The sequence below is a fragment of the Sphingomonas sp. URHD0057 genome (genome assembly GCF_000620665.1).
In the GTDB taxonomy this organism is placed as follows: Bacteria; Pseudomonadota; Alphaproteobacteria; order Sphingomonadales; family Sphingomonadaceae; genus Sphingomicrobium.
The window spans coordinates 624138-646416 of sequence record NZ_JIAU01000005.1 but is presented as its reverse complement, the minus strand read 5'-3'; the positions used below and the strand labels follow the sequence as shown (position 1 = coordinate 646416).

The window sequence follows — 22279 nt, the reverse complement described above, 5'->3', positions numbered from 1 at the left end:
GTCAATTCGCATGTGAAAATAATCCCTTGTGATGCGGTAGGGATCACCGCTATTGCCGCCGGTCTGGCCAAAGCGATTCGCGGTGGCCGAGATCGGCGGCCAAGGTTGGCCGCCACTGAGGGAGTGGAACGATCATGAAGAAACTTGCTGTGACCGCTCTGGTCCTGTCGCTCGGCTTGGCTGCCTGCCAGCCGAAGGCTGAAGACAATGCCGCCGCCAACGAGACGGCCGTCGAGAATAACGCCGAGACCGACGTCAACGCTGCCGCGAACGACGCGACCGCGGTTGCCGACAATGCGCTGAACTCGGCCGACAACGCCGTCAATTCGGCCGGTAACGCTGTCGACAACGCCAGCAACGCCGTCGGGAACGCGCACTAATCCTGCGTTCCCCGAAGCGATTTTAGGAAGGGCCGCTCATTCGGGCGGCCCTTTTTTTATGTCCCGCCGAAGTGGTAGTTCGGCCGCGTGAAGAGAATTGTCGCGTGCCTTCTGCTGGTCACTGCCGGCTGCCGTGACCGGTCGCCACCGGCGCCGACCGAGGAGCAATCGGCCCAGCTCAACGAAGCCGAGGACATGCTGAACGCCGAGGCCGCCAATGAAGAAGGGCCGGCGGATCGCTCCACCGGCCCTTCCAATTCATCGGACTGACGGACTAGCTTAGAAGTCCATTCCGCCCATGCCGCCCATGCCGCCGCCGCCCATGGCCATCGCCGGCTTGTCTTCCGGCAGCTCGCTCACCGCCGCTTCGGTGGTGATGAGCAGGCCGGCGACCGACGCCGCGTCCTGGAGTGCGGTGCGAACGACCTTGGTCGGGTCGATCACGCCGGCCTTGGCGAGATTCTCGTAAACCTCGGTCTGGGCATTGAAGCCGATGCCCTCGTCCTTGCCTTCGAGCAGCTTGCCCGAAATCACCGCGCCGTCGTGACCGGCGTTCTGAGCGATCTGACGGACCGGCGAATAGAGCGCCTTGCGGACGATATCGATGCCGCGCGTCTGATCGTCGTTCTGGCCCTTGAGCCCGTCGAGCGCCTTTGTCGCGTAGAGCAGCGCAACGCCGCCGCCGGCAACGATGCCCTCCTCGACCGCGGCGCGGGTCGCATGAAGCGCGTCGTCGACGCGGTCCTTGCGCTCCTTGACCTCGATCTCGGACGCACCGCCGACCTTGATCACGGCGACTCCGCCGGCGAGCTTGGCCAGCCGCTCCTGCAGCTTCTCACGGTCGTAGTCCGAGGTCGTGTTCTCGATCTGCTGACGGATCGCTTCGGTCCGGGCTTTGATCGCTTCGTGCGTTCCGGCGCCGTCGACAAGCGTGGTGTTGTCCTTGTCGATGGTGACGCGCTTGGCGGTGCCGAGCATCTCGACCGTGACATTCTCGAGCTTGATGCCGAGATCCTCGCTGATCAGCTCGCCCCCGGTGAGGATCGCGATATCCTCGAGCATCGCCTTGCGACGATCGCCGAAGCCGGGCGCCTTGACCGCCGCGACCTTGAGGCCGCCGCGGAGCTTGTTGACGACGAGCGTGGCAAGCGCCTCGCCCTCGATGTCCTCGGCGATGATCAGCAGCGGACGGCCCGACTGAACGACGGCTTCCAGGATCGGAAGCATCGCCTGAAGGTTCGACAGCTTCTTCTCATGAATGAGGATGTACGGATCGGTTAGCTCGACCGACATCTTTTCGGGGTTGGTGATGAAGTAGGGCGACAGATAGCCGCGATCGAACTGCATGCCTTCGACGACGTCGAGCTCGAACTCGAGGCCCTTGGCCTCTTCGACCGTAATCACGCCTTCCTTGCCGACCTTCTCCATCGCTTCGGCGATCTTCTCGCCGACGATGGTGTCGCCGTTGGCGGCGATGCTGCCGACCTGGCCGATTTCATTCGACCCGGAGACGGGCTTGGAGCGCTTCTTCAGATCCTCAACGACCTTGATGACGGCAAGATCGATACCGCGCTTCAAGTCCATCGGATTCATTCCCGCGGCGACAGACTTCATGCCCTCGCGAACGATCGCCTGGGCAAGAACCGTCGCGGTGGTGGTGCCGTCGCCGGCGATGTCGTTGGTCTTCGAGGCCACTTCGCGCACCATTTGCGCGCCCATGTTCTCGAACTTGTCCTTGAGCTCGATCTCCTTGGCGACGGTGACGCCGTCCTTGGTGATCCGGGGCGCGCCGAAGCTCTTGTCGATGACGACGTTGCGGCCCTTGGGGCCCAAGGTCACCTTGACCGCGTCGGCGAGGATGTCGACGCCGCGCATGATGCGCTCACGCGCGTCGCGGCTGAATTTCACGTCTTTGGCTGCCATGTGGCTACCCTTTCAATCTGTTGAGTGCGTGAATGGATGTGAAGGTCAGGCGACTATCCCGAGGATGTCGCTTTCCTTCATGATGATGAGGTCTTCACCGTCGATCTTGACCTCGGTGCCGGACCATTTGCCAAACAGGATCTTGTCGCCGGCCTTGACGTCCAGCGGCGTTACCTTGCCGTCGTCGTCGCGAGCACCGGTGCCGACGGAAACGACTTCGCCTTCCTGCGGCTTTTCCTGCGCCGTGTCAGGAATGATGATCCCGCCGGCAGTCTTCGCCTCGGCCTCGACTCGGCGGACGAGGACTCGGTCGTGAAGTGGCCTGAAACCCATGGGCTGAACCCCTCTTTCGATCTTCTGGTTGAACATGTGCATTAGCACTCTCGCGTGGAGAGTGCCAACGACGCAGCGCATATGGTTTGCGGCCCCCGGTGCGTCAATGCCCCCCGTCGCCACGACGGTCCGGTTCGGCGCCTTTCTACTTTCGCGCGACCAGCCCGAGCCGGCCGCGGAGGACCCAGCGCGCGATCATCAGCGCGGCAACGGCGGCCAGCCCGCTGGCGAGCCCGGTCCAGATGCCGACGCCCTGCCAGTCGCGGCTAAAGGCGAGCCAGGAGCCGATGCCAAGCCCGACCCCCCAATAGCCGACCAGCGCGAAAATCAGCGGCCAGCGCGTGTCGTGGAGCCCGCGCAGCATCCCCGCGCCGATCACCTGCGCGCCGTCGACCAGCTGGAACGCGGCGGCGACCATCAGGAAGCTGATCGCAAGGGTGATCGTCGCTGCATTGGCCGGCGTGTCGACCAGGAACAGGGTCACCAGCGGGCGCGGGAACGCCCACATGACCAGCGCCATCAGCCCCATGAAGCCGACCCCGAGCGCGAACGCGGTCCAGCCGGCGCGGGTGATTCCGTCGAGATCGCGCCGCCCGACGGCCAGGCCGACGCGCACCGTCGCGGCCTGGCTGAGGCCGAGCGGAACCATGAAGGTCAAAGCGGCCAGCTGAAGCGCGACCGCGTGCGCGGCGACCGCCGGGGCCCCGAGCCAGCCCATGAAAAAGGCCGCGAGAGCAAACACGCCCATCTCGAGTGCCAACGTGATCCCGATCGGCCAACCGACGCGGGCCATCGCCAACGTGCGCTCGGCGTCGAACCGCCACCATCGCCCGAACAGGTGGAAGCGGCGGAACTGGCGATCGCGCGCAATCATGCCGACGAGCCCGAGGCACAGGATCGCCCAGGTCAGGGTGCTGCCGACCCCGCCCCCCATCAGGCCCAGCGCCGGCAGGCCGAAGTGGCCGAACATCAACGCCCAGCTAAGGATCGCATTGAGCCCGATCCCGGCGACGCTGAACCACAGGATCGCGCGCGGCCGCTCGAGCGCAGAGAGGAAATGGCGCAATAGCTGGAACAGCAGCCACGGCGCGCTGCACCACATGTAGGCACGCAAGAAGGCCTGGCCGATGTCGGCCAGCTCTGCTGACTGGCCCGACGCGCGCATGATCGCCCCGATATGCCAAAGCAGCAGCCAATATGGGGGCAGCGCCAGGGCAAGCAGCCACAGCCCCGCGCGGAAGGTGCGGCGAACGTCATGGACGGCGTTGAAGCGCTCCCCGAGGGCAGTCGCCATCATCGGCGACGCGGCGGTCAGGAGGCCGAGCAACAGGACGTTGACGGTGAAAGTCAGGTTCAAGGCCAGGGTCGCCGCCGCAAGCTGGGTCGATCCGAGCCGACCCATCAGGAAGATGTCGGTCGCCTGGATCACCTGCTGGGTGAGGTTGGCGAGCATCAGCGGCCAGGCGAGCGTCAACGAGGAGCGAAGCTCTTCGCGCCATCGTGCGACCGTTCGCGCCGGTGCTATGCTTGCTGCAGAGTCCACGGTTTGCGCCTACCGGCAAGGCCGGCCGTCGAAAAGCTTTGGCCGCACGCGCCGTCGTCCGCTAGCAGGCCGGTTCAAACTGTCGAGGCCGATTACATGAAATTCGTTCGCGCAATCTGGAAACTGCTGGTCGGCATCAAGGACGGGCTCGTCCTCATCTTCATGCTGCTGTTCTTCGGCGTCATCTATGCCGGGCTGTCGGCGCGGCCGGCGCCGGTCGGCTCGGGCGTCCTCGCCCTCGACCTCAAGGGCGGCCTGGTCGAGCAGCCTGCGCGGCGGCAATGGTCCGAGGTCGCCGGCGGCAGCCGCCTCCAGGAATACCGCCTGCGCGATCTCGTCGCGGCGCTCGATGCGGCGAAAGACGACAAACGCGTCAAGGCCGTCGCGCTCGACCTCGACAGCTTCACCGGCGGCGGCCAGACCGCGATCGGCGACCTCGCCGACGCCGTTCGGCGTGTCCGCGCGGCGGGCAAGCCGGTGGTCGCTTATTCGACCGGCTATACCAATGATGGCTACCAGCTCGCCTCGGCAGCGTCCGAAATCTGGCTAAACCCTCTGGGCGCGGTCGCGGTGACCGGGCCGGGCGGCTCCAACCTCTATTTCAAGGGCCTGCTCGACAAGCTCGGAGTGACCGCCAACGTCTATCGCGTCGGCACCTACAAGGCCGCGGTCGAGCCGCTCATCCGCAGCGACATGTCGCCCGCAGCCAAGGAAAATGCGCTGGCGCTCGGCACGGCCGAGCTCGACAGCTGGAAACAGTCGGTCAAGCAGGCCCGACCCAAGGCCAACGTCGACGCCTTCCTGCAGGACATGAACGGGGCGATCGCCGCGGCCGGCGGGGACATAGCCAAGGCCGCGCTCGCCGCCGGCCTGGTCGACCGGATCGGCGACCAGCAGGCGTTCGAGGCGCGGCTCGCGCAGCTCGGCGGGGAGAGCCGAGGCGAGCCGGGCGGATACAGCCGCATCAAGCTCGCGTCCTACGTGGCCGACAAGGTCCAAAACGCATCCACCGGCCCGATCGGGGTGGTGACGATCGCCGGGAACATTATCGACGGCAAAGCCGGGCCGGGGACCGCCGGCGGCGACACCATCGCCAATGAAATTGCGACCGGGGTGCACCAAAAAGGCATCAAGGCGCTGGTTGTCCGGGTCGACAGCCCGGGCGGCTCGGTGCTCGCCTCGGAGCGCATCCGCCAGGCTCTGCTCGACGCCAAGGCGAACAAGGTCCCGGTCGTGGTCTCAATGGGCAGCGTCGCCGCCTCGGGCGGCTACTGGGTCGCAACCCCGGCCGATTACATTTACGCCGAGCCTTCGACGATCACCGGCTCGATCGGCGTGTTCGGGGTGCTGCCGAGCTTCCAGGGCACGCTGCAGAAGCTCGGGATCGGCGCCGACGGGGTGAAGACGACGCCCCTGGCCGGGGAGCCGAACCTGCTCAAAGGCCCCTCACCCGAAGCGAACCAACTGCTCCAGACCGGGGTCAACGCCATGTACGCCCGCTTCCTCGGCCTCGTCGCTCAATCGCGCCACAAGACGACCGGCGACGTCGACAAGATCGCTCAGGGCCGGGTGTGGGACGGCGGCACCGCCCACCAGCTCGGGCTGATCGACGCCTTCGGCGGCATGAGCGAGGCGATTGCCAAAGCGGCCCAGCTGGCCGGGCTCGGGGACGAGCGCGGCGTCCGCTACCTCGAACCGCCGCTAAGCTTCCGCGACCAGCTGATCGAGGCTTTGGCGACCGAGCAGCGGGATGACGACGGCGCCGCGCCGCAGGATGCGTTCGCCGCGTTCGCCGGCAACCCGCAGCTGCAGCTCTCCTCCGCGCTCGCCGAGGTCCGCTCGATCCTGTCGGGGCCGAGCATCCAGGCGCGCTGCCTGGAATGCCCGCCCGTCGCCCAGCCCCGGCTCGAGGCGCGCGATCTCGGCCTGCTCGAGCTGCTGAGGGAATGGCTGTCCTGATTATTTTTCGCGAGTGAAGCGCAGCGCCTGGTTGCCGGCGGTCGACGCGGACGGAACCAGCGAGCGCACCTCATAATGATCGTCGTCGACCATCCGCCATTCGGAGTCGATCTTCTCGGGAGGCTTGTCCGGCGAGGCGCGCATTGATCCCGTGAAGCGCAGCATTTCGTCCCTTTCGGCGACCGTTCCTCGCCCCATTCCCCCGAGCGAATTGAAGTACGTGAAGACCACACCGTCGCCGTCCACGCTGTAGGTGGTTTCGCCGGCATAGACGGCACGGCCGCCCTCCTTGACCTCGTGGGCGTCGCGGATGTGCGTGCCGCCCAGGATCCGGGTGAAACAGTGTCGGTCGGTCATCGTCGCCGTGAAATCCGCGACCCAGCACGAGCCGACAAACATGTTGAAGTCGGGTGTCGCATCGCTCGCGGCCGCTGCCGCCGCCAGCAGCAGCGCGGCGATCAATGCATCGCCCCGAGGATCAGGCCGAACAGCGTGAACTGCAGCGTGTGGTAGCCGGCGTTGATCGCCCACAGCGCGAACGAGCGCCGCTCGAACAGATAATTGATGCCGTAGGACGCACCGACCCAGCAGAGGCCGGCGGAGAAGCCCGCGCCGACCGCGCCGGCGAGCGGCATCGTACCGAGGAACATGCCGAACACGTAAGCGGCGATCAGGCTCAGCACGAAGGCGCCCCCGAAGATCATCGCCATGTTGCCGCTTTTCGCCTGCTCGTCGCTCAGGCCTGCTTCGCGTTGCCAGACCTTGGCAAACAGCATCGGCGAGTACCAGATCCCGCCGAGCACGAGCGACGCGACGCCGCACAGAAGCACGGCGATGAGATTGACTTGTGGCATGACTTCCTCCCCCGTTGATTGACTAGGCCGCACGCTCCCTTTGCGTGAGCGCATCGAAATGGGCGCGCAGCTGCGCGATGGCACGGTCGAAATGGGCGACGTCGCGGAAGGTGCGCGCCTGCATGACGCCGCCTTCCATCACGTTCAGCACCAGCTCGGCGAGCGCGCGGAAATCGGTGGTTTGCGGGAAGCGGTCCGCGGCGGAGCGAAGCTGCGCCTCGACGGCGCCGACCCAGGCGCTGAAGTTGGCCGCCATCAGCTCGCGCACGGGCAGGTCGGGCTCGTGCAGCTCGAGCGCCAGGCTGCCGATCGGGCAGCCATAGGTGCAATCGGTGTCGACCAGCGCGCGGCGGTAAAGAGCAAGCAAGGCGAAAACCTTTTCAACCGGATCGTCGACCGCGGCCCAAGCCGGCTCGAGCAGCATCCGCCCGATGCCGTCACGATAGGCTTCGAGGACCGCGACCAGCACGTCCTGCTTGCCCGGGAAAAAGTAATAAAGGCTGCCGCTGTTGACCTGGCTGCGGCTCAAGATGTCGGCGACCGAGGTCGACCCGTAGCCCTTGAGCCAGAACAGCTCCATCGCCGCTTCGACGATCCGCTGGCGCGTATCCTTGTTCACGGCAGCGTGTTAGTTGAATGGTCAATCAACTGTCAAGCGGTGGAATTCTCCGCCTCAGATGTGGATCGGCTTCCCGGTCACCGCCATCGCCGCTTCCTTGAGCGCTTCGTTGTGCGTCGGATGGGCGTGGCAGGTGTAGGCGATGTCCTCGGATGTCGCGCCGAACTCCATCGCCTGCGCGGCCTGGGCGATCATCGTTCCCGCGACCGAGGCAATCATCCATACGCCGAGGACGCGGTCGGTCTTGGCGTCGGCGATCACCTTCACGAAGCCGTCGGGCTCGTGGTTGGTCTTGGCGCGGCTGTTGGCGAGCATCGGGAACTTGCCGACCTTGACCTCGCCATGCTCGCGCGCCTGGGCTTCGGTCAGGCCGACGCCGGCGATCTCGGGCATGGTGTAGACCACGCTCGGGATCACGTCATGGTTCACGATCCCGGTCAGGCCGGCGATGTTCTCCGCGACGGCGATGCCCTCGTCCTCGGCCTTGTGGGCCAACATCGGTCCCGGGATCACATCGCCGATCGCCCACACGCCCGGAACCGACGTGCGGAAGTCGTGGTCGGTCTCGACCTGGCCGCGCTGGTTGACCTGAAGTACGGCCTTGTCGAGCGCGAGACCCTCGGTGTTCGGGCGCCGGCCGATCGAGACCAGCACGGTGTCTGCTTCGATCGTCTCAGCCGCGCCGCCTTTGGCGGGCTCGACGGTCAGTGTCGCCTTACCGCCCTCGACTTTCACGCCCGTCACCTTGGTGGCGAGGCGGAATTCGATCCCCTGCTTCTTGAATATCTTGTTGGCTTCCTTGCGCACGTCGTCGTCGAACCCGGGGAGGATCTGGTCGAGGAACTCGACGCAGGTCACCTTCGCGCCGACCCGACGCCACACGCTGCCGAGCTCGAGCCCGATCACGCCGCCGCCGATCACGACGAGGTGCCCCGGAACCTTGCCGAGCTCCAGCGCACCGGTCGAGGAGACGATGATTTTCTCGTCGATCTCGATGCCCGGCAGCGGAGTCACCGATGAGCCGGTGGCGATGACGATGTTCTTGGCGCGCACGGTGCGCTCGCCGACCTTGACCGTGTCGGCGCTCTCGAAGCTCGCATGCCCCTTCAGCCATTCGATCTTGTTCTTCTTGAACAGGAACTCGATGCCACCGGTGAGGCCCTTAACGGCGTCCAGGCGCTGGGCGTGCATAGCGGGAAGGTCGAGCTCCGGCGTGACCTTGATGCCCATCTTGGCCATCGCCCCGCCGGCCGCCGCCTCGAAATATTCCGACGCATGGAGCAGAGCCTTGGACGGGATGCAGCCGACGTTGAGACAGGTGCCGCCCAGCGTTTCACGGCTCTCCGCGCAGGCAGTCTTCAAACCCAGCTGCGCGGCGCGGATCGCGGCGACGTAGCCGCCGGGGCCCGCGCCGATCACCAAGACGTCGAAATCATAGTCGGCCATATTTCTCTTTCGGGGGAGGACTGCGTTGGCGCGCGACATAAGCGGGCGGTCCGTCTGAATCCACCCCGCCTACTTCTGCCGAACCTGCTCCAGCCCCTCGCCGGCGTCGATCAGCTTGCCCGAGCGCTGCTCCTGGACCGCACGAAGCAGCGTCCGGGCAGCGTTGCGCACTTCCTCCTGGATGGCGTGGTCCTTATCGAGCTCGTCGTGACTGGTCGCGTAGGGCTGCCAATAGCCGATGTACCGGTCGAGCTCCGCCGACGGGCCGGCCGGATTGAGGTGCATGAAGCGCAGCCAATCAGCGAGCGCCCTGCGGACGTTTTCGACGCCTTCAACATCGCCGTGTACGACCACCGAAAAGACACGCCCCTCCAAGTGGCGAGGATAGGGCCAGCCATCGAGCTCCAGCTGCTTGGCCTTCTTCGCGTCCTTGCCGTGGGTGCTGCTGGGATCGGGATTTCCCCCGTCCGCGCAAACCAGCCGATCCATCATCAACTTCAAAGGTGAGGTCGGTGAGTACCAGTTGACCGGAGTGATCAGCATAATGCCGTGGGCGCGCACCCACAGCGGATAAATCTCGTTCATCCAGTCCTGGGTCTGGCCGAGCGAGTAATTGGGATAGCAGCTGCACGGCCAGTGACAGAGTGCCGCAGCGGTCGAGAAGCAGGCTTTGCACGGGTGAATATGCCGCCCGTACTCGCTTGCCAGCCGGGCCAGGTCCAGCGTCCGCACCAACGTGCCGTCGACGCCGCAAATTTCCTGCGCCAGCTCGAGCAGACGCCAGCTCTTCGACATTTCTCCAGGGCAGGTATGTTCGCTGCGGCTCGAGCAATTCACAATCAAAATGCACGGTGGCTGGGCCGGGTCGTCATGTTCGGCCTTCGCCCGGTCGATGGCCTCCTTCGCGCCGGCCCAGTCGAGCGCGAGATCGTAATCGGGGTCTGCATAGCCCGGGCCGGCCTTCCGCGTTCGCGGGCTCTTGCGAGCGTTGGAGTAGCCGTCCCACGCGGCGCCGGCGACCTTGCCGAGCTCATCTTTCAGCGGTCCGAACGCCGGGTCCTGGAAGGACGACAGAAAGCGCCTGCGGAACTCCGTCTCGTCCAGTTGCGGGGAGGGCATCCCTTTGCGGGGCTCGGGAGCCTTGGTCATGACCGCTCAACGCGCGAGCGGCGGTTGGTTTCGTTTAGAGGTCGATCAGGAGCCGCGTTGGGTCCTCGATCGCCTCCTTGACGCGGACCAGGAAAGTCACCGCCTCGCGGCCGTCGACCAGGCGGTGGTCGTAGCTCAGGGCGAGGTACATCATCGGCCGGGCCACGATCTGGCCGTCCTTGACCACCGGCCGCTCCTCGATCCGGTGCATGCCGAGCACCGCCGACTGCGGCGGGTTGATGATCGGGGTCGACAGCAGCGAGCCGAACACGCCGCCGTTGGAGATGGTGAAGGTGCCGCCGGTCATCTCGTCGACGGTCAGCGTGCCGTCCTTGGCCCGCTTGCCGAAGTCGGCGATCGTTTTCTCGATCTCGGCGAAGCTCATGCGGTCGGCGTTGCGGACCACCGGGACGACCAGCCCCTTGGGCGCCGACACCGCGACGGAAACGTCGAGATAATCGTGATAGACGATCTCCTCGCCCTCGAGGCTGGCGTTGACCGAAGGCACGTCCTTGGCGGCGAGCGCGCAGGCCTTCACGAAGAAGCCCATGAAGCCGAGCCGGATGCCGTACTTCTTCTCGAACAGATCCTTGTAACGGCTCCGCGCCTCGATCACCGCGGTCATGTCGACGTCGTTGAACGTCGTCAGCATTGCCGCCGTGTTCTGCGCTTCCTTGAGGCGCCGCGCGATGGTCTGCCGCAGCCGCGACATGCGGACGCGTTCTTCGTTCCGTTCCCCGGTGTTCCCCGGCGAAGGCCGGGGCCCAGGAGGCGGAGCCTTTGTTTCCGGAGCAGGAGCTTTCGCCTCCGGCGCCTGGACCCCGGCCTGCGCCGGGGCACTCTTTTGCGCCTCGGCGGCCGCAACGACGTCGTCCTTGGTCAGGCGCCCGTCCTTGCCGGTGCCCTGGATCTTGCTCGGGTCGACATGCAATTCGAGCACGGCGCGCCGCACCGCCGGGGACAGCGTCATCACGCCGTCGTCATCATGGTCTTGCGGAGCCGGCTCGTCGCGCAAAGCGGGCGTTTCGCTTGGCCCGGCCGGGTTGGTGGTCGCCTCGGCAGCCGCTTGCGCCGGAGCGCTCGCACTGACTGCGCCCCCTTCGCCAATCCGTGCAATGATCGCGCCGACGGCAACCGTGTCGCCTTCCTGCACCAGCTGCTCGGTCAGCACGCCAGCGACCGGCGACGGCACTTCGACCGTGACCTTGTCGGTCTCGAGCGACGCGATCGGCTCGTCGGCAAGAACCGCATCGCCCGGCTTCTTCAGCCACTGCGCCAGCGTGCCTTCGGTGATCGACTCGCCCAGCGCGGGGACTTCAACGTCGGTGGCCATGGTGTCCCTCTATTCCGCCGCGAGGGCGGGGTTTGCGGGCTGGCTGCTATGACCTAGCGCCCCCGCGATCAAGGCCGCCTGCTCCGCCGCGTGGCGCTTGGCGAGGCCCGTCGCCGGCGAAGCGCTGGAGTCCCGGCCGGCATATTGCGGCCGCATCTCAGGACGCCCTGAGTCGGCGAGGCAGGTCTCGAGCAGTGGCTCGACGAAGCTCCATGCGCCATTGTTCTTCGGCTCTTCCTGCGCCCAGATCACATCTTGCAACATGGGCATGGCCCTGAGCCGCTTGAGCAACGGCTCCGACGGGAAAGGGTAGAGCTGCTCGACGCGGAGGATCTCCACGCCGAGGTCGCCGGCCTCGTCGCGGGCCTCCATCAGCTCATAAGCGAGCTTGCCCGAGCAGAGGATCAGCCGCCGAGTCTCGCCCTCGGCGGGCGGGTTGAGATCGCTGAGGATGCGGCGGAAATGGCTGTCGCCGGTGAAGTCGGCCTGCGCGGACACGGCGAACTTGTTCCTCAGCAGCGACTTGGGCGTCATCAGGATCAGCGGCTTGCGGAAATCGCGCCGGATCTGCCGCCTCAGGATATGGAAATAATTGGCCGGCGTGGTGCAATTGGCGACCTGTAGATTGTCGTCGGCGCAGAGCTGCAGATAGCGCTCGAGCCGCGCCGAGCTGTGCTCTGGCCCCTGCCCCTCGAAGCCGTGCGGGAGCAGCATGACGAGGCCGCTGGCGCGCAGCCACTTGGCCTCGCCGGCGGCGACGAACTGGTCGATGATGCTCTGCGCGCCGTTGGCGAAATCGCCGAACTGGGCTTCCCATAGAACCAGGGTTTTCGGGTCGGCCAGCGAATAGCCATATTCGAAGCCGAGCACGCCGAATTCGGAGAGCGGACTGTCGCGCACTTCGAAGCGGCCGCCCTCGATGGTCGTCAGCGGAATGTATTTCTGGCCGGTCTCCTGGTCGACCCAGACGGCATGCCGCTGGCTGAACGTGCCGCGCCCGCTGTCCTGGCCTGACAGGCGAACGCCTTGTCCTTCGGCGACGAGGCTGCCGAACGCGAGCGCTTCGGCGGTGGCCCAGTCAAAGCCCTGGCCGCTGGCGAACATCTCCTTCTTCGCGTCGAGGATACGCTGCAGCGTCTTGTGAATATTGAGGCCTTGCGGGACGGTGGTTAGCACCTCGCCGAGCCGCTCGAGCTCGCTTTCGCTGATCGCGGTCGGGGTATTGCGCCGCCCGAGCACCGGCTCGTCCGGGCGTCCCAGCCCAGCCCAGCGCCCCTCGAACCAGTCGGCCTTGTTGGGGAGATAGGAAACGGCGGAGTCGAACTGCTCCTCGAGGTGGGCGATATAATCCTTAGTTTGTTGGTCGATCCATGCCTGGTCGACGACGCCCTGCTCGATCAGATTCGCGCCATAGATCTGGCTGATCGGCGGGTGGGTCTTGATCGCCGCGTACATCAGCGGCTGGGTGAAGCTCGGCTCGTCGCCCTCGTTGTGGCCGAAGCGGCGATAGCACCACATGTCGATGACGATGTCGCGGTTGAAGCGCTGGCGGAACTCGATCGCGAGCTTGCAGGTCCAGGTCACCGCTTCGGGATCGTCGCCGTTGACGTGCAGGATCGGCGCCTGGATGCCCTTGGCGACGTCCGACGGGTAAGGCGAGGAGCGCGCGAACTGCGGGCTGGTGGTGAAGCCGACCTGGTTGTTGATGATGAAGTGGATGGTCCCGCCGGTCGCGTAGCCGGGCAGGCCGGAGAAGCTCAGGCATTCCCATACCACGCCCTGGCCGGCGAAGGCGGCGTCGCCGTGGAGCAGCATCGGGAGAACGGTGTCGCCCTCCGTATCGCCCTTGATCGTCTGCGACGCGCGGGCCTTGCCGAGCACGACCGGATCGACCGCCTCGAGGTGCGAGGGATTGGGCAGGAGCGACAGATGAACCTTGTTGCCGTCGAACTCCCGATCCGACGAGGTGCCGAGGTGGTATTTGACATCGCCCGAACCGCCGACGTCGGCCGGGTTGGTCGCACCGCCGGCGAATTCGTGGAAGATCGCCTGCGCCGATTTGCCCATGACGTTGGTCAGGATGTTGAGCCGTCCGCGGTGGGCCATGCCGACGTCGATTTCGGTGACGCCGAACTGGCCGCCATATTTGATGACGGCCTCCAGCGCCGGGACCGCGCCTTCGCCGCCGTCGAGCCCGAAGCGCTTGGTCCCGACATATTTCCTGGCGAGGAATTTCTCCCACTGCTCGGCGTGAATGACCTTGGTCAGGATCGATTGCTTGCCTTCGGGCGTGAACTGCACCGTGTCTTCCGGTTTCTCGATCCGCTCCTGGATGAAGCGGCGCTCCTCGACCTCGTTGATGTGCATATATTCAAAGCCGATATGCCCGCAGTAGGTCTCCTGCAACACCTTGACGATCTCGCGCACCGTCGCCGTCTCGAAGCCGAGAGCTCCGCCGATCCAGATCGGCCTGTCGAGGTCGGAATTGCCGAACCCATGATAAGCCGGCGTCAGGTCCGGTGGCACATCCATCCGCGACAGGCCGAGCGGGTCGAGGCGGGCCGCGAGGTGGCCGCGCACGCGATAGGTGCGGATCAGCATCATCGCGCGGATGCTATCCTCCGCGGCGCGGCGGATCTCGTCCGGGCCGGCGCCCGCCGCGGTCGCTTTGTCGGCGGCCGCGGTCTTGACCTTCTCGATCGTCGCCTGGGTCGGATCGAGGCCGAGGTTCAGCTCGTCAAGCTCACTCAACGGCCAGTTCGCCCGCGCCCAGCTCGGTCCCGCCTCGCGTTCGATCATTCCTGCGACGTCGTTCATGCCGCGACCAATAGCTCCTTCAGCGTCCTGCCCAATTCAGATGGGCTGGGGCTGACCGTAATTCCAGCCGCCTCCATCGCCGCGATCTTGCTCTGGGCGTCGCCCTTGCCGCCGGAGACGATCGCGCCGGCATGACCCATCCGGCGGCCCGGAGGGGCGGTGCGGCCGGCGATGAAGCCGACGACCGGCTTGCGACGGCCCCGCCTCGCTTCGTCGGCGAGGAACTGCGCGGCATCTTCCTCGGCGCTGCCGCCGATTTCGCCGATCATGATGATCGACCTGGTCTCGTCGTCGGCAAGGAACATCTCGAGCACGTCGATGAACTCGGTTCCCTTGACCGGGTCGCCGCCAATGCCGACCGCGGTCGACTGGCCGAGGTCTTCATTGGTGGTCTGAAACACTGCCTCGTAGGTGAGCGTGCCGGAGCGGCTGACGATCCCCACATTGCCCTTCTTGAAAATGTTGCCGGGCATGATCCCGATCTTGCATTCGTCGGGGGTCAGCACGCCCGGGCAGTTCGGCCCGATCAGCCGCGATCTGGAGCCGCACAGCGCGCGCTTGACCTTGACCATGTCGAGCACAGGGATGCCCTCGGTGATGGTGACGATCAGCGGCACCCCAGCATCGACCGCCTCGAGGATCGAGTCCGCGGCGAACGGCGGCGGGACGTAGATCACGGATGCCGTGGCTCCGGTCGCCTCAATCGCTTCGTGCACCGTGTCGAACACCGGCAGCCCCAGGTGGGTCGTGCCGCCCTTCCCCGGCGTCACGCCGCCGACCATCTGCGTCCCGTAATCGAGCGCCTGGCGCGTGTGGAAGGTGCCCGTCTCCCCGGTCATTCCCTGGGTGATGACCTTGGTGTTCTTGTCGACGAGGATGCTCACGCGAGGCTTCCGTCGATCTGCTTGCAGGCCTCGAGCAGCTCCTTCACCGCGTCGACGCTGACCTCGAAGTTGGCGCGCGCCGAATCGTCGAGCGCGATCTCGACGATCCGCTCGACCCCGCCCGCGCCGAGGACGCAGGGCACGCCGACGTAGAGGTCATCGACTCCATATTGGCCGGTCAGATGCGCGGCGCAGGGCAGGACGCGTTTCTTGTCCTTCAGAAAGCTCTCGGCCATCGCGATCGCGGCGGTGGCGGGCGCGTAGAAGGCGGACCCGGTCTTGAGCAGGGCGACGATCTCGCCGCCGCCGCCTCTCGTACGCTTGACGATGGCGTCGATCCGCTCCTGCGTCGACCAGCCCATCTTGACGAGGTCGGGGATCGGGATGCCGGCCACCGTCGAATATTCGACGATCGGCACCATCGTGTCGCCGTGGCCGCCGAGCACGAAGGCGGTGACGTCCTCGACACTGACCTGGAACTCCTCGGCGAGGGAGTGGCGGAAGCGTGCGCTGTCGAGCACCCCGGCCATGCCGACCACCATGTGATGCGGGAGGCCCGAGAATTCGCGCAGCGCCCACACCATCGCGTCGAGCGGATTGGTGATGCAGATGACGAAGGTCTTCGGAGCGTGCGCCTTGATCCCTTCACCAACCGCCTTCATCACCTTGAGGTTGATGCCGAGCAAATCGTCGCGGCTCATGCCGGGCTTACGGGCAATGCCGGCGGTGACGATGCACACGTCGGCGCCTTCGATGTCGGCGTAATCCGAGGTGCCCTTCAATCTGGCGTCGAAGTCGTCGATCGGCCCGGCCTGGGCGATATCGAGCGCCTTGCCCTCGGGAATGCCCTCGGCGATGTCGAACAGGACGATATCGCCGAGCTCGCGCATCGCGGCGAGGTGAGCGAGGGTTCCACCGATCATTCCGGCGCCGATCAGCGCAATCTTCTTGCGAGCCATTGGGCGATGCTTTTCCTCTGCTGTTTGGGCGCGCCGAGCACCGGCGCTGAAGCTGGCGGCGCTCTAGACTGGCAGAGGGAGTCGGGCAACCGGCGGGCCGAGCCATCCGTCGGATGAAAATATCATTACCCCCGGATGAACACGGCAACCGTGGTCCCGGCGCTTCGTTGAGCCGCCTGCACAAAGGAGATTCACGGATGACTAAGACATTCCTGGCGCTGGGTGCCGCTGCGGTTGCACTTACGGGCGTCGCCTCGAGCGCGAGCGCAGCCCCTCACGCGCGGCATCACGCCAAGACGTGCGGCAAGTGGCGCAACCATCATTGCGTCAGCTACGGTTACGCCCGCGGGCGCCACGCGCAGTGGAACCGGGGTTATCGGTTCGGGCCGCGCTATGCTTACACGTCGTACCGCGCCCTGCCCCGGGTCTATGTGCAGCGCTACGATCTCAGCCCCAATTATCGCTACGTCTATCGCGACAATTACATCTACCAGGTCGACCCGACGACCTATGCCATCACTCGGGTGATCGATGCGGTGACTCGCTGATCGGGCGAACGGGGCCGCCCGCGTCGGCGGCGGCCCCGTCGTTTCGGAAGCAGCGAGCCGTGCTTCGGTCACGGCCAATGCCGCAACCGGGTGACGCCGCACTCGTTGATTCGGGAACCCCTGCAAGGAGGCTTTGATGAAACGGATTCTGCTCGCCCTGTCGGGCGCCGCTGTTGCGTTGACGACCGCCGCCGCGGTCGACGCCAAGACCTACGTCTGTACCCACTGGAAGGACGGCGTGTGCATTTCCGCCCACCGCGTGAAAGGCGCATCCCAGGCCTACAAGGTCGGTTACGTGTTCGGACCTAACTATTCGTACACGACCTACGCCGACCTTCCGCCGCAGGTGAGCGGTTACTATCACCTCGATTCGAACGGTCGCTACGTCTACACCAACGGCTACGTCTATGTGGTCGATCCGACGACTTACGCCGTTACCCGGGTGATCGACACCTGGCCCCATTAAGCGGACCGGACTGCGACAAGAGGGCCGCCGGAGCGAATCCGGCGGCCCTTTTCGTGGTCAGTCTTCGCCCTCGATCAGGCTGAGGATATTGCCGTCGGGATCCTTGAACCAGGCGGTCTTGAAGCCGCCCTCGCCAACATAAAAATCGCCGCGCGGCTCGAGCCCGGGCAGGTCGTACTTCTCGAAGAAGATGCCATTCTCCTTGAGCTCGCTGACCTCCTTATCGATGTCGTCGACATCGAATGTCAGCGCGGTCGCCTTGTTGGTTCCGGCAAACTCTGAGCGGTAGACATTGACCAGGGTATCGCCGCTTTTGAGCGTGAACCCTTCGCCGCCCCACTCGTCCTCGGTCTTGAGGCCGAGCTTGTCCTCGTAGAATTTCCGGGCCCGATCGAGGTCGGTGACTGCGATCATCGGCGTTGCGTCGGCTTTTCCAAGCATGATGCTCCTCCTTGGTTGCTTAAAACGAACCCCGGGCAGCCACGGCCGTTCCTCGATACACCCCGAAAGCATGCGTCTCGCAGCTTTTGCAAACGGCGCGACGGTGCTAGCGGCTCAGCCAAGCAAGGAGTGTGAGCGCTTGGCCGAGTTTTTCCTCCCCCGGAACAGCACCATCAAGAAGGGACGCGATCATCCGGCCGAGGACGGCAAGCGCCTCAAGAGCTTCAAAATCTACCGCTACGACCCCGACACGGGCGGGAACCCGCGCTGGGATCGCTATACCATCGACCTCGACAAGTGCGGGCCGATGGTCCTCGACGCCCTGATCAAGATCAAGAATGAGATCGACCCGACGCTGACCTTCCGGCGCTCGTGCCGCGAAGGCATTTGCGGGTCGTGCTCGATGAATATGGAAGGGCGCAACGGCCTCGCCTGCACGACCGCGATCGAGGAGCTGAAGGGCGAGGTGCAGATCACGCCGCTGCCGCACATGGACGTGGTCAAGGACCTGGTGCCCGACCTGACCCACGCCTACGCCCAATATGCGCTGATCCAGCCGTGGCTGAAGACCGCCAGCCCGGCGCCTTCGCGCGAGCGACTGCAGTCGCCGGACGACCGCGCCAAACTCGACGGGCTGTACGAGTGCATCCTGTGCTTCTGCTGCACGACCAGCTGCCCGAGCTATTGGTGGAACGCCGACAAGTTCCTCGGCCCCGCAATCCTCCTTCAGGCCTATCGCTTCCTGGCCGACAGCCGCGACGAAGCGACCGGCGAGCGCCTCGACACCCTCGAGGACCCGTTCCGCCTCTACCGCTGCCACACGATCATGAACTGCGCGAACGTCTGCCCCAAGGGGCTCAACCCGGCCAAAGCGATCGCCGAGACCAAGAAGCTGATCGCCGAACGGGCCGCCTGAGCCGTGGCCGTGACCGACGATACCGAGCTGATGGAAGACGTCGGCGTCCCCACCGGCGCGACGGCGGACCAGGACAATCCAGGCTGGTTCAGCTGGGGCGATTTCCCGCGCGGGTCGTTCGCGGCGGCGACGGGCCGCCTGCTGTTCAAGCCCGACGGGCCCGGCAAAGCGATCTGCCGCATCTTCCCGACCGAGCTGCACATGAACATGGGCGGCTCGCTGCATGGCGGCTCGGTGATGAGCTTCATCGACATGGCGATGTTCGCCGGCGGGCTGTGCGCCGGGATGGAGCGCGGCCATTACGTCACGCTCGATCTCACCACGCATTTCCTAGCCCGCGGCCGCCCCGGCTCGCCGCTCGACTGCCACGTCGAGCTGGTCAAGCAGACGCGCGGCCATGCTTTCCTCCACGGCGTGGTTCGGCAGAACGGCGAGCCTTGCTATAGTTTCAGCGGGACCTTGAAACGCATCCGCGAGCGTAACGCCCCCGCATGAGCGGACCCGTCGGCGCGGCCTATGCCGTGCTCCTCAGTGCCGGCGAGCTCAAGCCGGACCCGGCACAGGCCCGCGCCGTCGGCGCGCTCGACCGGCTCGCCGCCAGCCTGCAAGACCACGGCCTGTTCGCGCGGCTTTTCAGCAAGGATCGCGAGGACCCCGCCGGCGTCTATCTGTGGGGCGGCGTGGGGCGCGGCAAGTCGATGCTGATGGATCTCGCCTTCGCTAACATCGACATCCAGTCCAAGCGCCGTGTGCACTTCCACGAGTTCATGCTCGAGACGCATCTCCGGCTGCGCAAGGCGCGGGAGAGCGAGGAAGGCGATCCGATCGAACCGGTCGCCGAGGAAATCGCGCGCGAGGCGAAGCTGCTGTGCTTCGACGAAATGCAAGTGACCAACCCGGCCGACGCGATGATCCTGTCACGGCTGTTCGAGAAGCTCCTGGAGCAGGGCGTGAAGGTCGTGACGACCTCCAATCGCCGTCCAGCCGATCTCTACAAGGACGGGCTCAATCGCGAGCTGTTCCTGCCGTTCATCGAGTTGCTTGAGACGCGGATGGTGGTCGTCGCGGTCGACGGTCCGACCGATTACCGGCTGGACCGCCTCGAAGGTGTCGAGGTCTGGCATGTGCCCAACGGCCCGGAAGCCACCGCCGCGCTCAGCCGCGCCTTCTTCCAACTCACGGACTATCCGGTCGAGGACCGCGCCAAGGTTCCCAGTGAGGAGCTCGCGGTCGGCGGTGGGCGCACGCTCCACGTTCCCAAGAGCCTGAAGGGCGTCGCCGTATTCTCGTTCAGGCGACTGTGCGGCGAACCGCGCGGCGCCGCCGACTACCTCGCCATCGCGCGGCGCTATCACACCGTAATCATCGTCGGCATCCCGGTCATGACCCGCGATATGCGCAATGAGGCTTCGCGGTTCGTGACCCTGATCGACGCGCTCTACGAGCATAAGGTGAAGCTGCTTGCGGCCGCCGATGCCGAACCTTCAGCCCTATTTCCCGCGGGGGACGGATCGTTCGAGTTCCAGCGGACGGCGAGCCGGCTCGAAGAAATGCGCAGCGCCGAATATCTTGCCGAAGGTCACGGTCTGGCACCGCCCTAAAAACGGAACGTGGCTGCCAGTCCGCCGCCGTGAGCATCGCCCCAGGGAAGCCACTGGACATTGCCGTTGCGCTTGCTTGTCAACAGCCAGCCTGCGGCCTCGCCGATAGCAGCGCCGGCGAGCACGTCGTGGACGTAATGTTTGCGAGCTTGAACGCGCGCAACGCCAACGAACGCCGCAACGACATGCGCGGGCAGGCCGATCTTCCAGCCATATCTCTTTTCGAGGGTTGCGGCCGAGGCAAAGCTGACCGACGTGTGACCCGACGGGAAGCTCTTGTCGTCGCTGCGGTCGGGCCGTTCTTCATGGATGACGTCCTTCAGTCCGATTGTGACAAGCTGGGTCGAGCCGAGACTAAATGCGACTTGCTTGAGCCCGGTCCCATCGCCCTGCACCAATGGCGCGCCGAGCGCGACGGCGACCAGCGCGTCTCGCCCGACGGTGCTGGCGGTATCCCAGCCCGTCGCACTGGCGTGCGCAGGCGCCGCAATCAAGAGCGAGGGGCCGGCAAGGAGCGCCAACCTGACAGACCCGGCAAGGATGCGCATAGCGCTTCAGGCATAACGCGAATCGCTTCACAAACCTCATTAAACCTACTGAGGACCATCGTCGGCCTTGACGCTTCCGCAATGATGGGTAGCGTCGCGCAACTCATCGAGAGGGGTCCATCCATGCGTCACTTGCTCGCCACCGCTTCGCTTGTCGCCTTCGCGACAATGAGCGCAGCGGCGCCTCCCGCACTCACGCCGGCGCAGCACGATGCGACGCACGCGATGTTCGAGCACGCGATCAACACCCCGACAGTGATCGGCCGCCATCGCGTCCCCGAGCTGGCGCAATATTTCGCCGATCGGCTCAAGGCTGCGGGCTTTCCCGCCAGCGACATTCACTTCGTCCTCTATCATACCGAAAGCGCGACCACCGGCGCCGACGACACCGCCGCGCTGATCGTCCGCTGGCGCGCGGCGGGAACGCCAAAAGCCAAGCCGATCATGCTGATGGGCCATATGGACGTGGTCGAGGCCAAGCCCGAGGACTGGGCGGCGACCGACCCGTTCAAGATGGTCGAAAAGGACGGCTATTATTACGGCCGCGGGACCATCGACATGAAAGACGGCGACACCGCCATCGTCCAGGCTCTGATCAACCTCAAGGCCTCCGGCTTCAAGCCGACGCGCGACATTGTTGTTTTCTTCACCGGCGACGAAGAAACCAACGGCATCGGCGCGAAGAAGGGCGCGAGCGAGTGGCTCGACTTGCTCGGCCATCCGGAATTCGGACTCAACGCGGACGGCGGGGGTGGTTCATACAAGCCTGACGGAACGGCCGCGGGCTTCACCATGCAGACCGCCGAAAAGACCTACGCCGGATATACGCTCACCGTCCGCAACCGCGGTGGGCATTCATCGAAGCCGCGCCGGGACAATGCGATCTACAGCCTCGCTCACGCGCTCGACAAGATCGAGGCCAATCGCTTCGAGCCGATGCTGAGCGAGACGACGCGGGCCTATTTCGAAGGCCGGCAGAAGACCGAGACCGGCCCGCTCGGCGACGCCATGCGCCGCTGGCTCGCCAATCCCAATGACCGCGAAGCCGCGGACTACATCGAGGAGAGCGAAAGCGAAGTGGGCCTGACGCGGACGCGCTGCGTTCCCACCCGCCTGTTTGCCGGCCACGCCGACAACGCGCTGCCGCAGCTCGCAACGGCGCTCATCAACTGCCGCATCTTCCCCGGCGTCGACCCCAATGCGATTCAAGCCGAGCTGGTCAGGATCGTGGCCGACCCGACGGTGGCGGTGACCCGCAACGATGACTACGTCGCCTCGCTGTCATCGCCGCTGCGGCCCGACGTTACGGCGGCCTGGAAACGCGCCGTGGACGCCTTGCACCCGGGCGTTGCGACCTATCCCGAGATGTCGACCGGAGCCAGCGATGCCCGGCCGTTCAGGGTCGCCGGTATTCCAGTCTACGGGGTCAGTGGGACGTGGATTATTAGCCCGATCGACGAGCGCGCTCACGGCAAGGACGAGCGCATTCCCGTTCAGGCGCTGTATGACGATGTCGTGCACTGGCAGCTGATGCTGCGCGATCTCGCAGGTAAATAGGAG

Annotated in this window: 23 protein-coding genes; 9 read left to right on the top strand and 14 right to left on the bottom strand. The window is 65.6% G+C overall.

The genetic code is table 11. The features are described from left to right. Nucleotides 1–134 precede the first annotated feature (134 nt). The gene (locus tag N539_RS0103565; protein ID WP_028969151.1) at nucleotides 135–380 is read left to right on the top strand and encodes a hypothetical protein; all 246 of its coding nucleotides are present in this window, start codon (nucleotides 135–137) and stop codon (nucleotides 378–380) included. 87 nt (nucleotides 381–467) lie between these two features. Next, a complete protein-coding gene (locus N539_RS0103560) occupies nucleotides 468–650 on the top strand; it encodes a hypothetical protein (RefSeq protein WP_028969150.1) in 183 nt (60 codons plus the stop codon). A gap of 9 nt (nucleotides 651–659) precedes the next feature. Here the strand turns inward: N539_RS0103560 and groL are convergent, their stop codons facing one another. The 3 genes from groL to N539_RS0103545 form a co-directional block, all read right to left on the bottom strand. Continuing rightward, complete coding sequence (gene groL, locus N539_RS0103555; RefSeq protein ID WP_028969149.1) at nucleotides 660–2303, bottom strand: chaperonin GroEL; 1644 nt, start codon at nucleotides 2301–2303, stop codon at nucleotides 660–662. A gap of 45 nt (nucleotides 2304–2348) precedes the next feature. Continuing rightward, nucleotides 2349–2636 carry a co-chaperone GroES gene (gene groES, locus N539_RS0103550; RefSeq protein ID WP_028969148.1) on the bottom strand — a complete coding sequence of 96 codons (288 nt, stop codon included), beginning with the start codon at nucleotides 2634–2636 and terminating at the stop codon, nucleotides 2349–2351. 145 nt (nucleotides 2637–2781) lie between these two features. Further along, the gene (locus tag N539_RS0103545; RefSeq protein WP_231462840.1) at nucleotides 2782–4110 is read right to left on the bottom strand and encodes an MATE family efflux transporter; all 1329 of its coding nucleotides are present in this window, start codon (nucleotides 4108–4110) and stop codon (nucleotides 2782–2784) included. 165 nt (nucleotides 4111–4275) lie between these two features. Between N539_RS0103545 and sppA the strand changes: the two genes are divergently transcribed. After that, the gene (sppA, locus tag N539_RS0103540) at nucleotides 4276–6138 is read left to right on the top strand and encodes a signal peptide peptidase SppA (protein WP_028969146.1); all 1863 of its coding nucleotides are present in this window, start codon (nucleotides 4276–4278) and stop codon (nucleotides 6136–6138) included. On the opposite strand, the gene N539_RS0103535 is transcribed toward sppA, so the two are convergent. The 9 genes from N539_RS0103535 to mdh all read right to left on the bottom strand — a co-directional run bounded on the left by N539_RS0103535 (nucleotide 6139) and on the right by mdh (nucleotide 16199). Further along, the gene (locus N539_RS0103535; protein WP_028969145.1) at nucleotides 6139–6600 is read right to left on the bottom strand and encodes a hypothetical protein; all 462 of its coding nucleotides are present in this window, start codon (nucleotides 6598–6600) and stop codon (nucleotides 6139–6141) included. Then, nucleotides 6597–6992 carry a DUF1761 domain-containing protein gene (locus N539_RS0103530; RefSeq protein WP_028969144.1) on the bottom strand — a complete coding sequence of 132 codons (396 nt, stop codon included), beginning with the start codon at nucleotides 6990–6992 and terminating at the stop codon, nucleotides 6597–6599. The genes N539_RS0103535 and N539_RS0103530 overlap by 4 nt, the downstream gene beginning before the upstream one ends. Nucleotides 6993–7014: 22 nt before the next feature. Continuing rightward, complete coding sequence (locus N539_RS0103525) at nucleotides 7015–7611, bottom strand: TetR/AcrR family transcriptional regulator (protein WP_028969143.1); 597 nt, start codon at nucleotides 7609–7611, stop codon at nucleotides 7015–7017. A 54-nt stretch (nucleotides 7612–7665) separates the two neighbouring features. Further along, the gene (gene lpdA, locus N539_RS0103520; RefSeq protein WP_028969142.1) at nucleotides 7666–9057 is read right to left on the bottom strand and encodes a dihydrolipoyl dehydrogenase; all 1392 of its coding nucleotides are present in this window, start codon (nucleotides 9055–9057) and stop codon (nucleotides 7666–7668) included. A 69-nt stretch (nucleotides 9058–9126) separates the two neighbouring features. Continuing rightward, a complete protein-coding gene (locus N539_RS0103515; RefSeq protein ID WP_028969141.1) occupies nucleotides 9127–10206 on the bottom strand; it encodes a flavodoxin family protein in 1080 nt (359 codons plus the stop codon). 34 nt (nucleotides 10207–10240) lie between these two features. Further along, nucleotides 10241–11539 (bottom strand): 2-oxoglutarate dehydrogenase complex dihydrolipoyllysine-residue succinyltransferase, encoded by a 1299-nt coding sequence (odhB, locus tag N539_RS0103510; protein ID WP_028969140.1) that lies wholly within the window; start codon nucleotides 11537–11539, stop codon nucleotides 10241–10243. A gap of 9 nt (nucleotides 11540–11548) precedes the next feature. Continuing rightward, a complete protein-coding gene (locus N539_RS15260; protein ID WP_037551791.1) occupies nucleotides 11549–14356 on the bottom strand; it encodes a 2-oxoglutarate dehydrogenase E1 component in 2808 nt (935 codons plus the stop codon). Further along, the gene (gene sucD, locus N539_RS0103500; RefSeq protein ID WP_028969139.1) at nucleotides 14353–15240 is read right to left on the bottom strand and encodes a succinate--CoA ligase subunit alpha; all 888 of its coding nucleotides are present in this window, start codon (nucleotides 15238–15240) and stop codon (nucleotides 14353–14355) included. Before sucD ends, N539_RS15260 begins: the two co-directional genes overlap by 4 nt. Beyond that, nucleotides 15237–16199, bottom strand: a complete 963-nt coding sequence (gene mdh, locus N539_RS0103495) for a malate dehydrogenase (RefSeq protein ID WP_028969138.1) — start codon at nucleotides 16197–16199, stop codon at nucleotides 15237–15239. The genes sucD and mdh overlap by 4 nt, the downstream gene beginning before the upstream one ends. Nucleotides 16200–16396: 197 nt before the next feature. Between mdh and N539_RS0103490 the strand changes: the two genes are divergently transcribed. Both N539_RS0103490 and N539_RS0103485 read left to right on the top strand, forming a co-directional pair. Continuing rightward, entirely contained in the window at nucleotides 16397–16747 is a 351-nt protein-coding gene (locus N539_RS0103490; RefSeq protein ID WP_028969137.1) for a hypothetical protein, read from the top strand. A 136-nt stretch (nucleotides 16748–16883) separates the two neighbouring features. Further along, nucleotides 16884–17213 carry a hypothetical protein gene (locus tag N539_RS0103485; protein ID WP_028969136.1) on the top strand — a complete coding sequence of 110 codons (330 nt, stop codon included), beginning with the start codon at nucleotides 16884–16886 and terminating at the stop codon, nucleotides 17211–17213. 57 nt (nucleotides 17214–17270) lie between these two features. Here N539_RS0103485 and N539_RS0103480 read toward each other — a convergent pair whose 3' ends face one another. Further along, nucleotides 17271–17654, bottom strand: a complete 384-nt coding sequence (locus N539_RS0103480; RefSeq protein ID WP_028969135.1) for a VOC family protein — start codon at nucleotides 17652–17654, stop codon at nucleotides 17271–17273. 139 nt (nucleotides 17655–17793) lie between these two features. Between N539_RS0103480 and N539_RS0103475 the strand changes: the two genes are divergently transcribed. Genes N539_RS0103475 through zapE form a run of 3 tightly spaced genes read left to right on the top strand, consistent with a single transcriptional unit; the run spans nucleotide 17794 to nucleotide 20171 of the window. Continuing rightward, the gene (locus tag N539_RS0103475) at nucleotides 17794–18570 is read left to right on the top strand and encodes a succinate dehydrogenase iron-sulfur subunit (RefSeq protein ID WP_028969134.1); all 777 of its coding nucleotides are present in this window, start codon (nucleotides 17794–17796) and stop codon (nucleotides 18568–18570) included. A 9-nt stretch (nucleotides 18571–18579) separates the two neighbouring features. Then, nucleotides 18580–19065 carry a PaaI family thioesterase gene (locus N539_RS0103470; protein WP_156029734.1) on the top strand — a complete coding sequence of 162 codons (486 nt, stop codon included), beginning with the start codon at nucleotides 18580–18582 and terminating at the stop codon, nucleotides 19063–19065. After that, nucleotides 19062–20171 carry a cell division protein ZapE gene (zapE, locus tag N539_RS0103465; RefSeq protein ID WP_028969132.1) on the top strand — a complete coding sequence of 370 codons (1110 nt, stop codon included), beginning with the start codon at nucleotides 19062–19064 and terminating at the stop codon, nucleotides 20169–20171. Before N539_RS0103470 ends, zapE begins: the two co-directional genes overlap by 4 nt. Here the strand turns inward: zapE and N539_RS0103460 are convergent. Then, nucleotides 20168–20719: a phosphatase PAP2 family protein gene (locus tag N539_RS0103460; protein WP_037551788.1), complete on the bottom strand. Its 552-nt coding sequence runs from the start codon at nucleotides 20717–20719 to the stop codon at nucleotides 20168–20170. The two genes, zapE and N539_RS0103460, sit on opposite strands and share 4 nt — an antisense overlap. 123 nt (nucleotides 20720–20842) lie before the next feature. Here N539_RS0103460 and N539_RS15255 point away from each other — a divergent pair, with 123 nt between their 5' ends. Next, nucleotides 20843–22276 (top strand): M20/M25/M40 family metallo-hydrolase, encoded by a 1434-nt coding sequence (locus N539_RS15255; protein ID WP_037551786.1) that lies wholly within the window; start codon nucleotides 20843–20845, stop codon nucleotides 22274–22276. The last annotated feature ends 3 nt before the right edge of the window (nucleotides 22277–22279 follow it).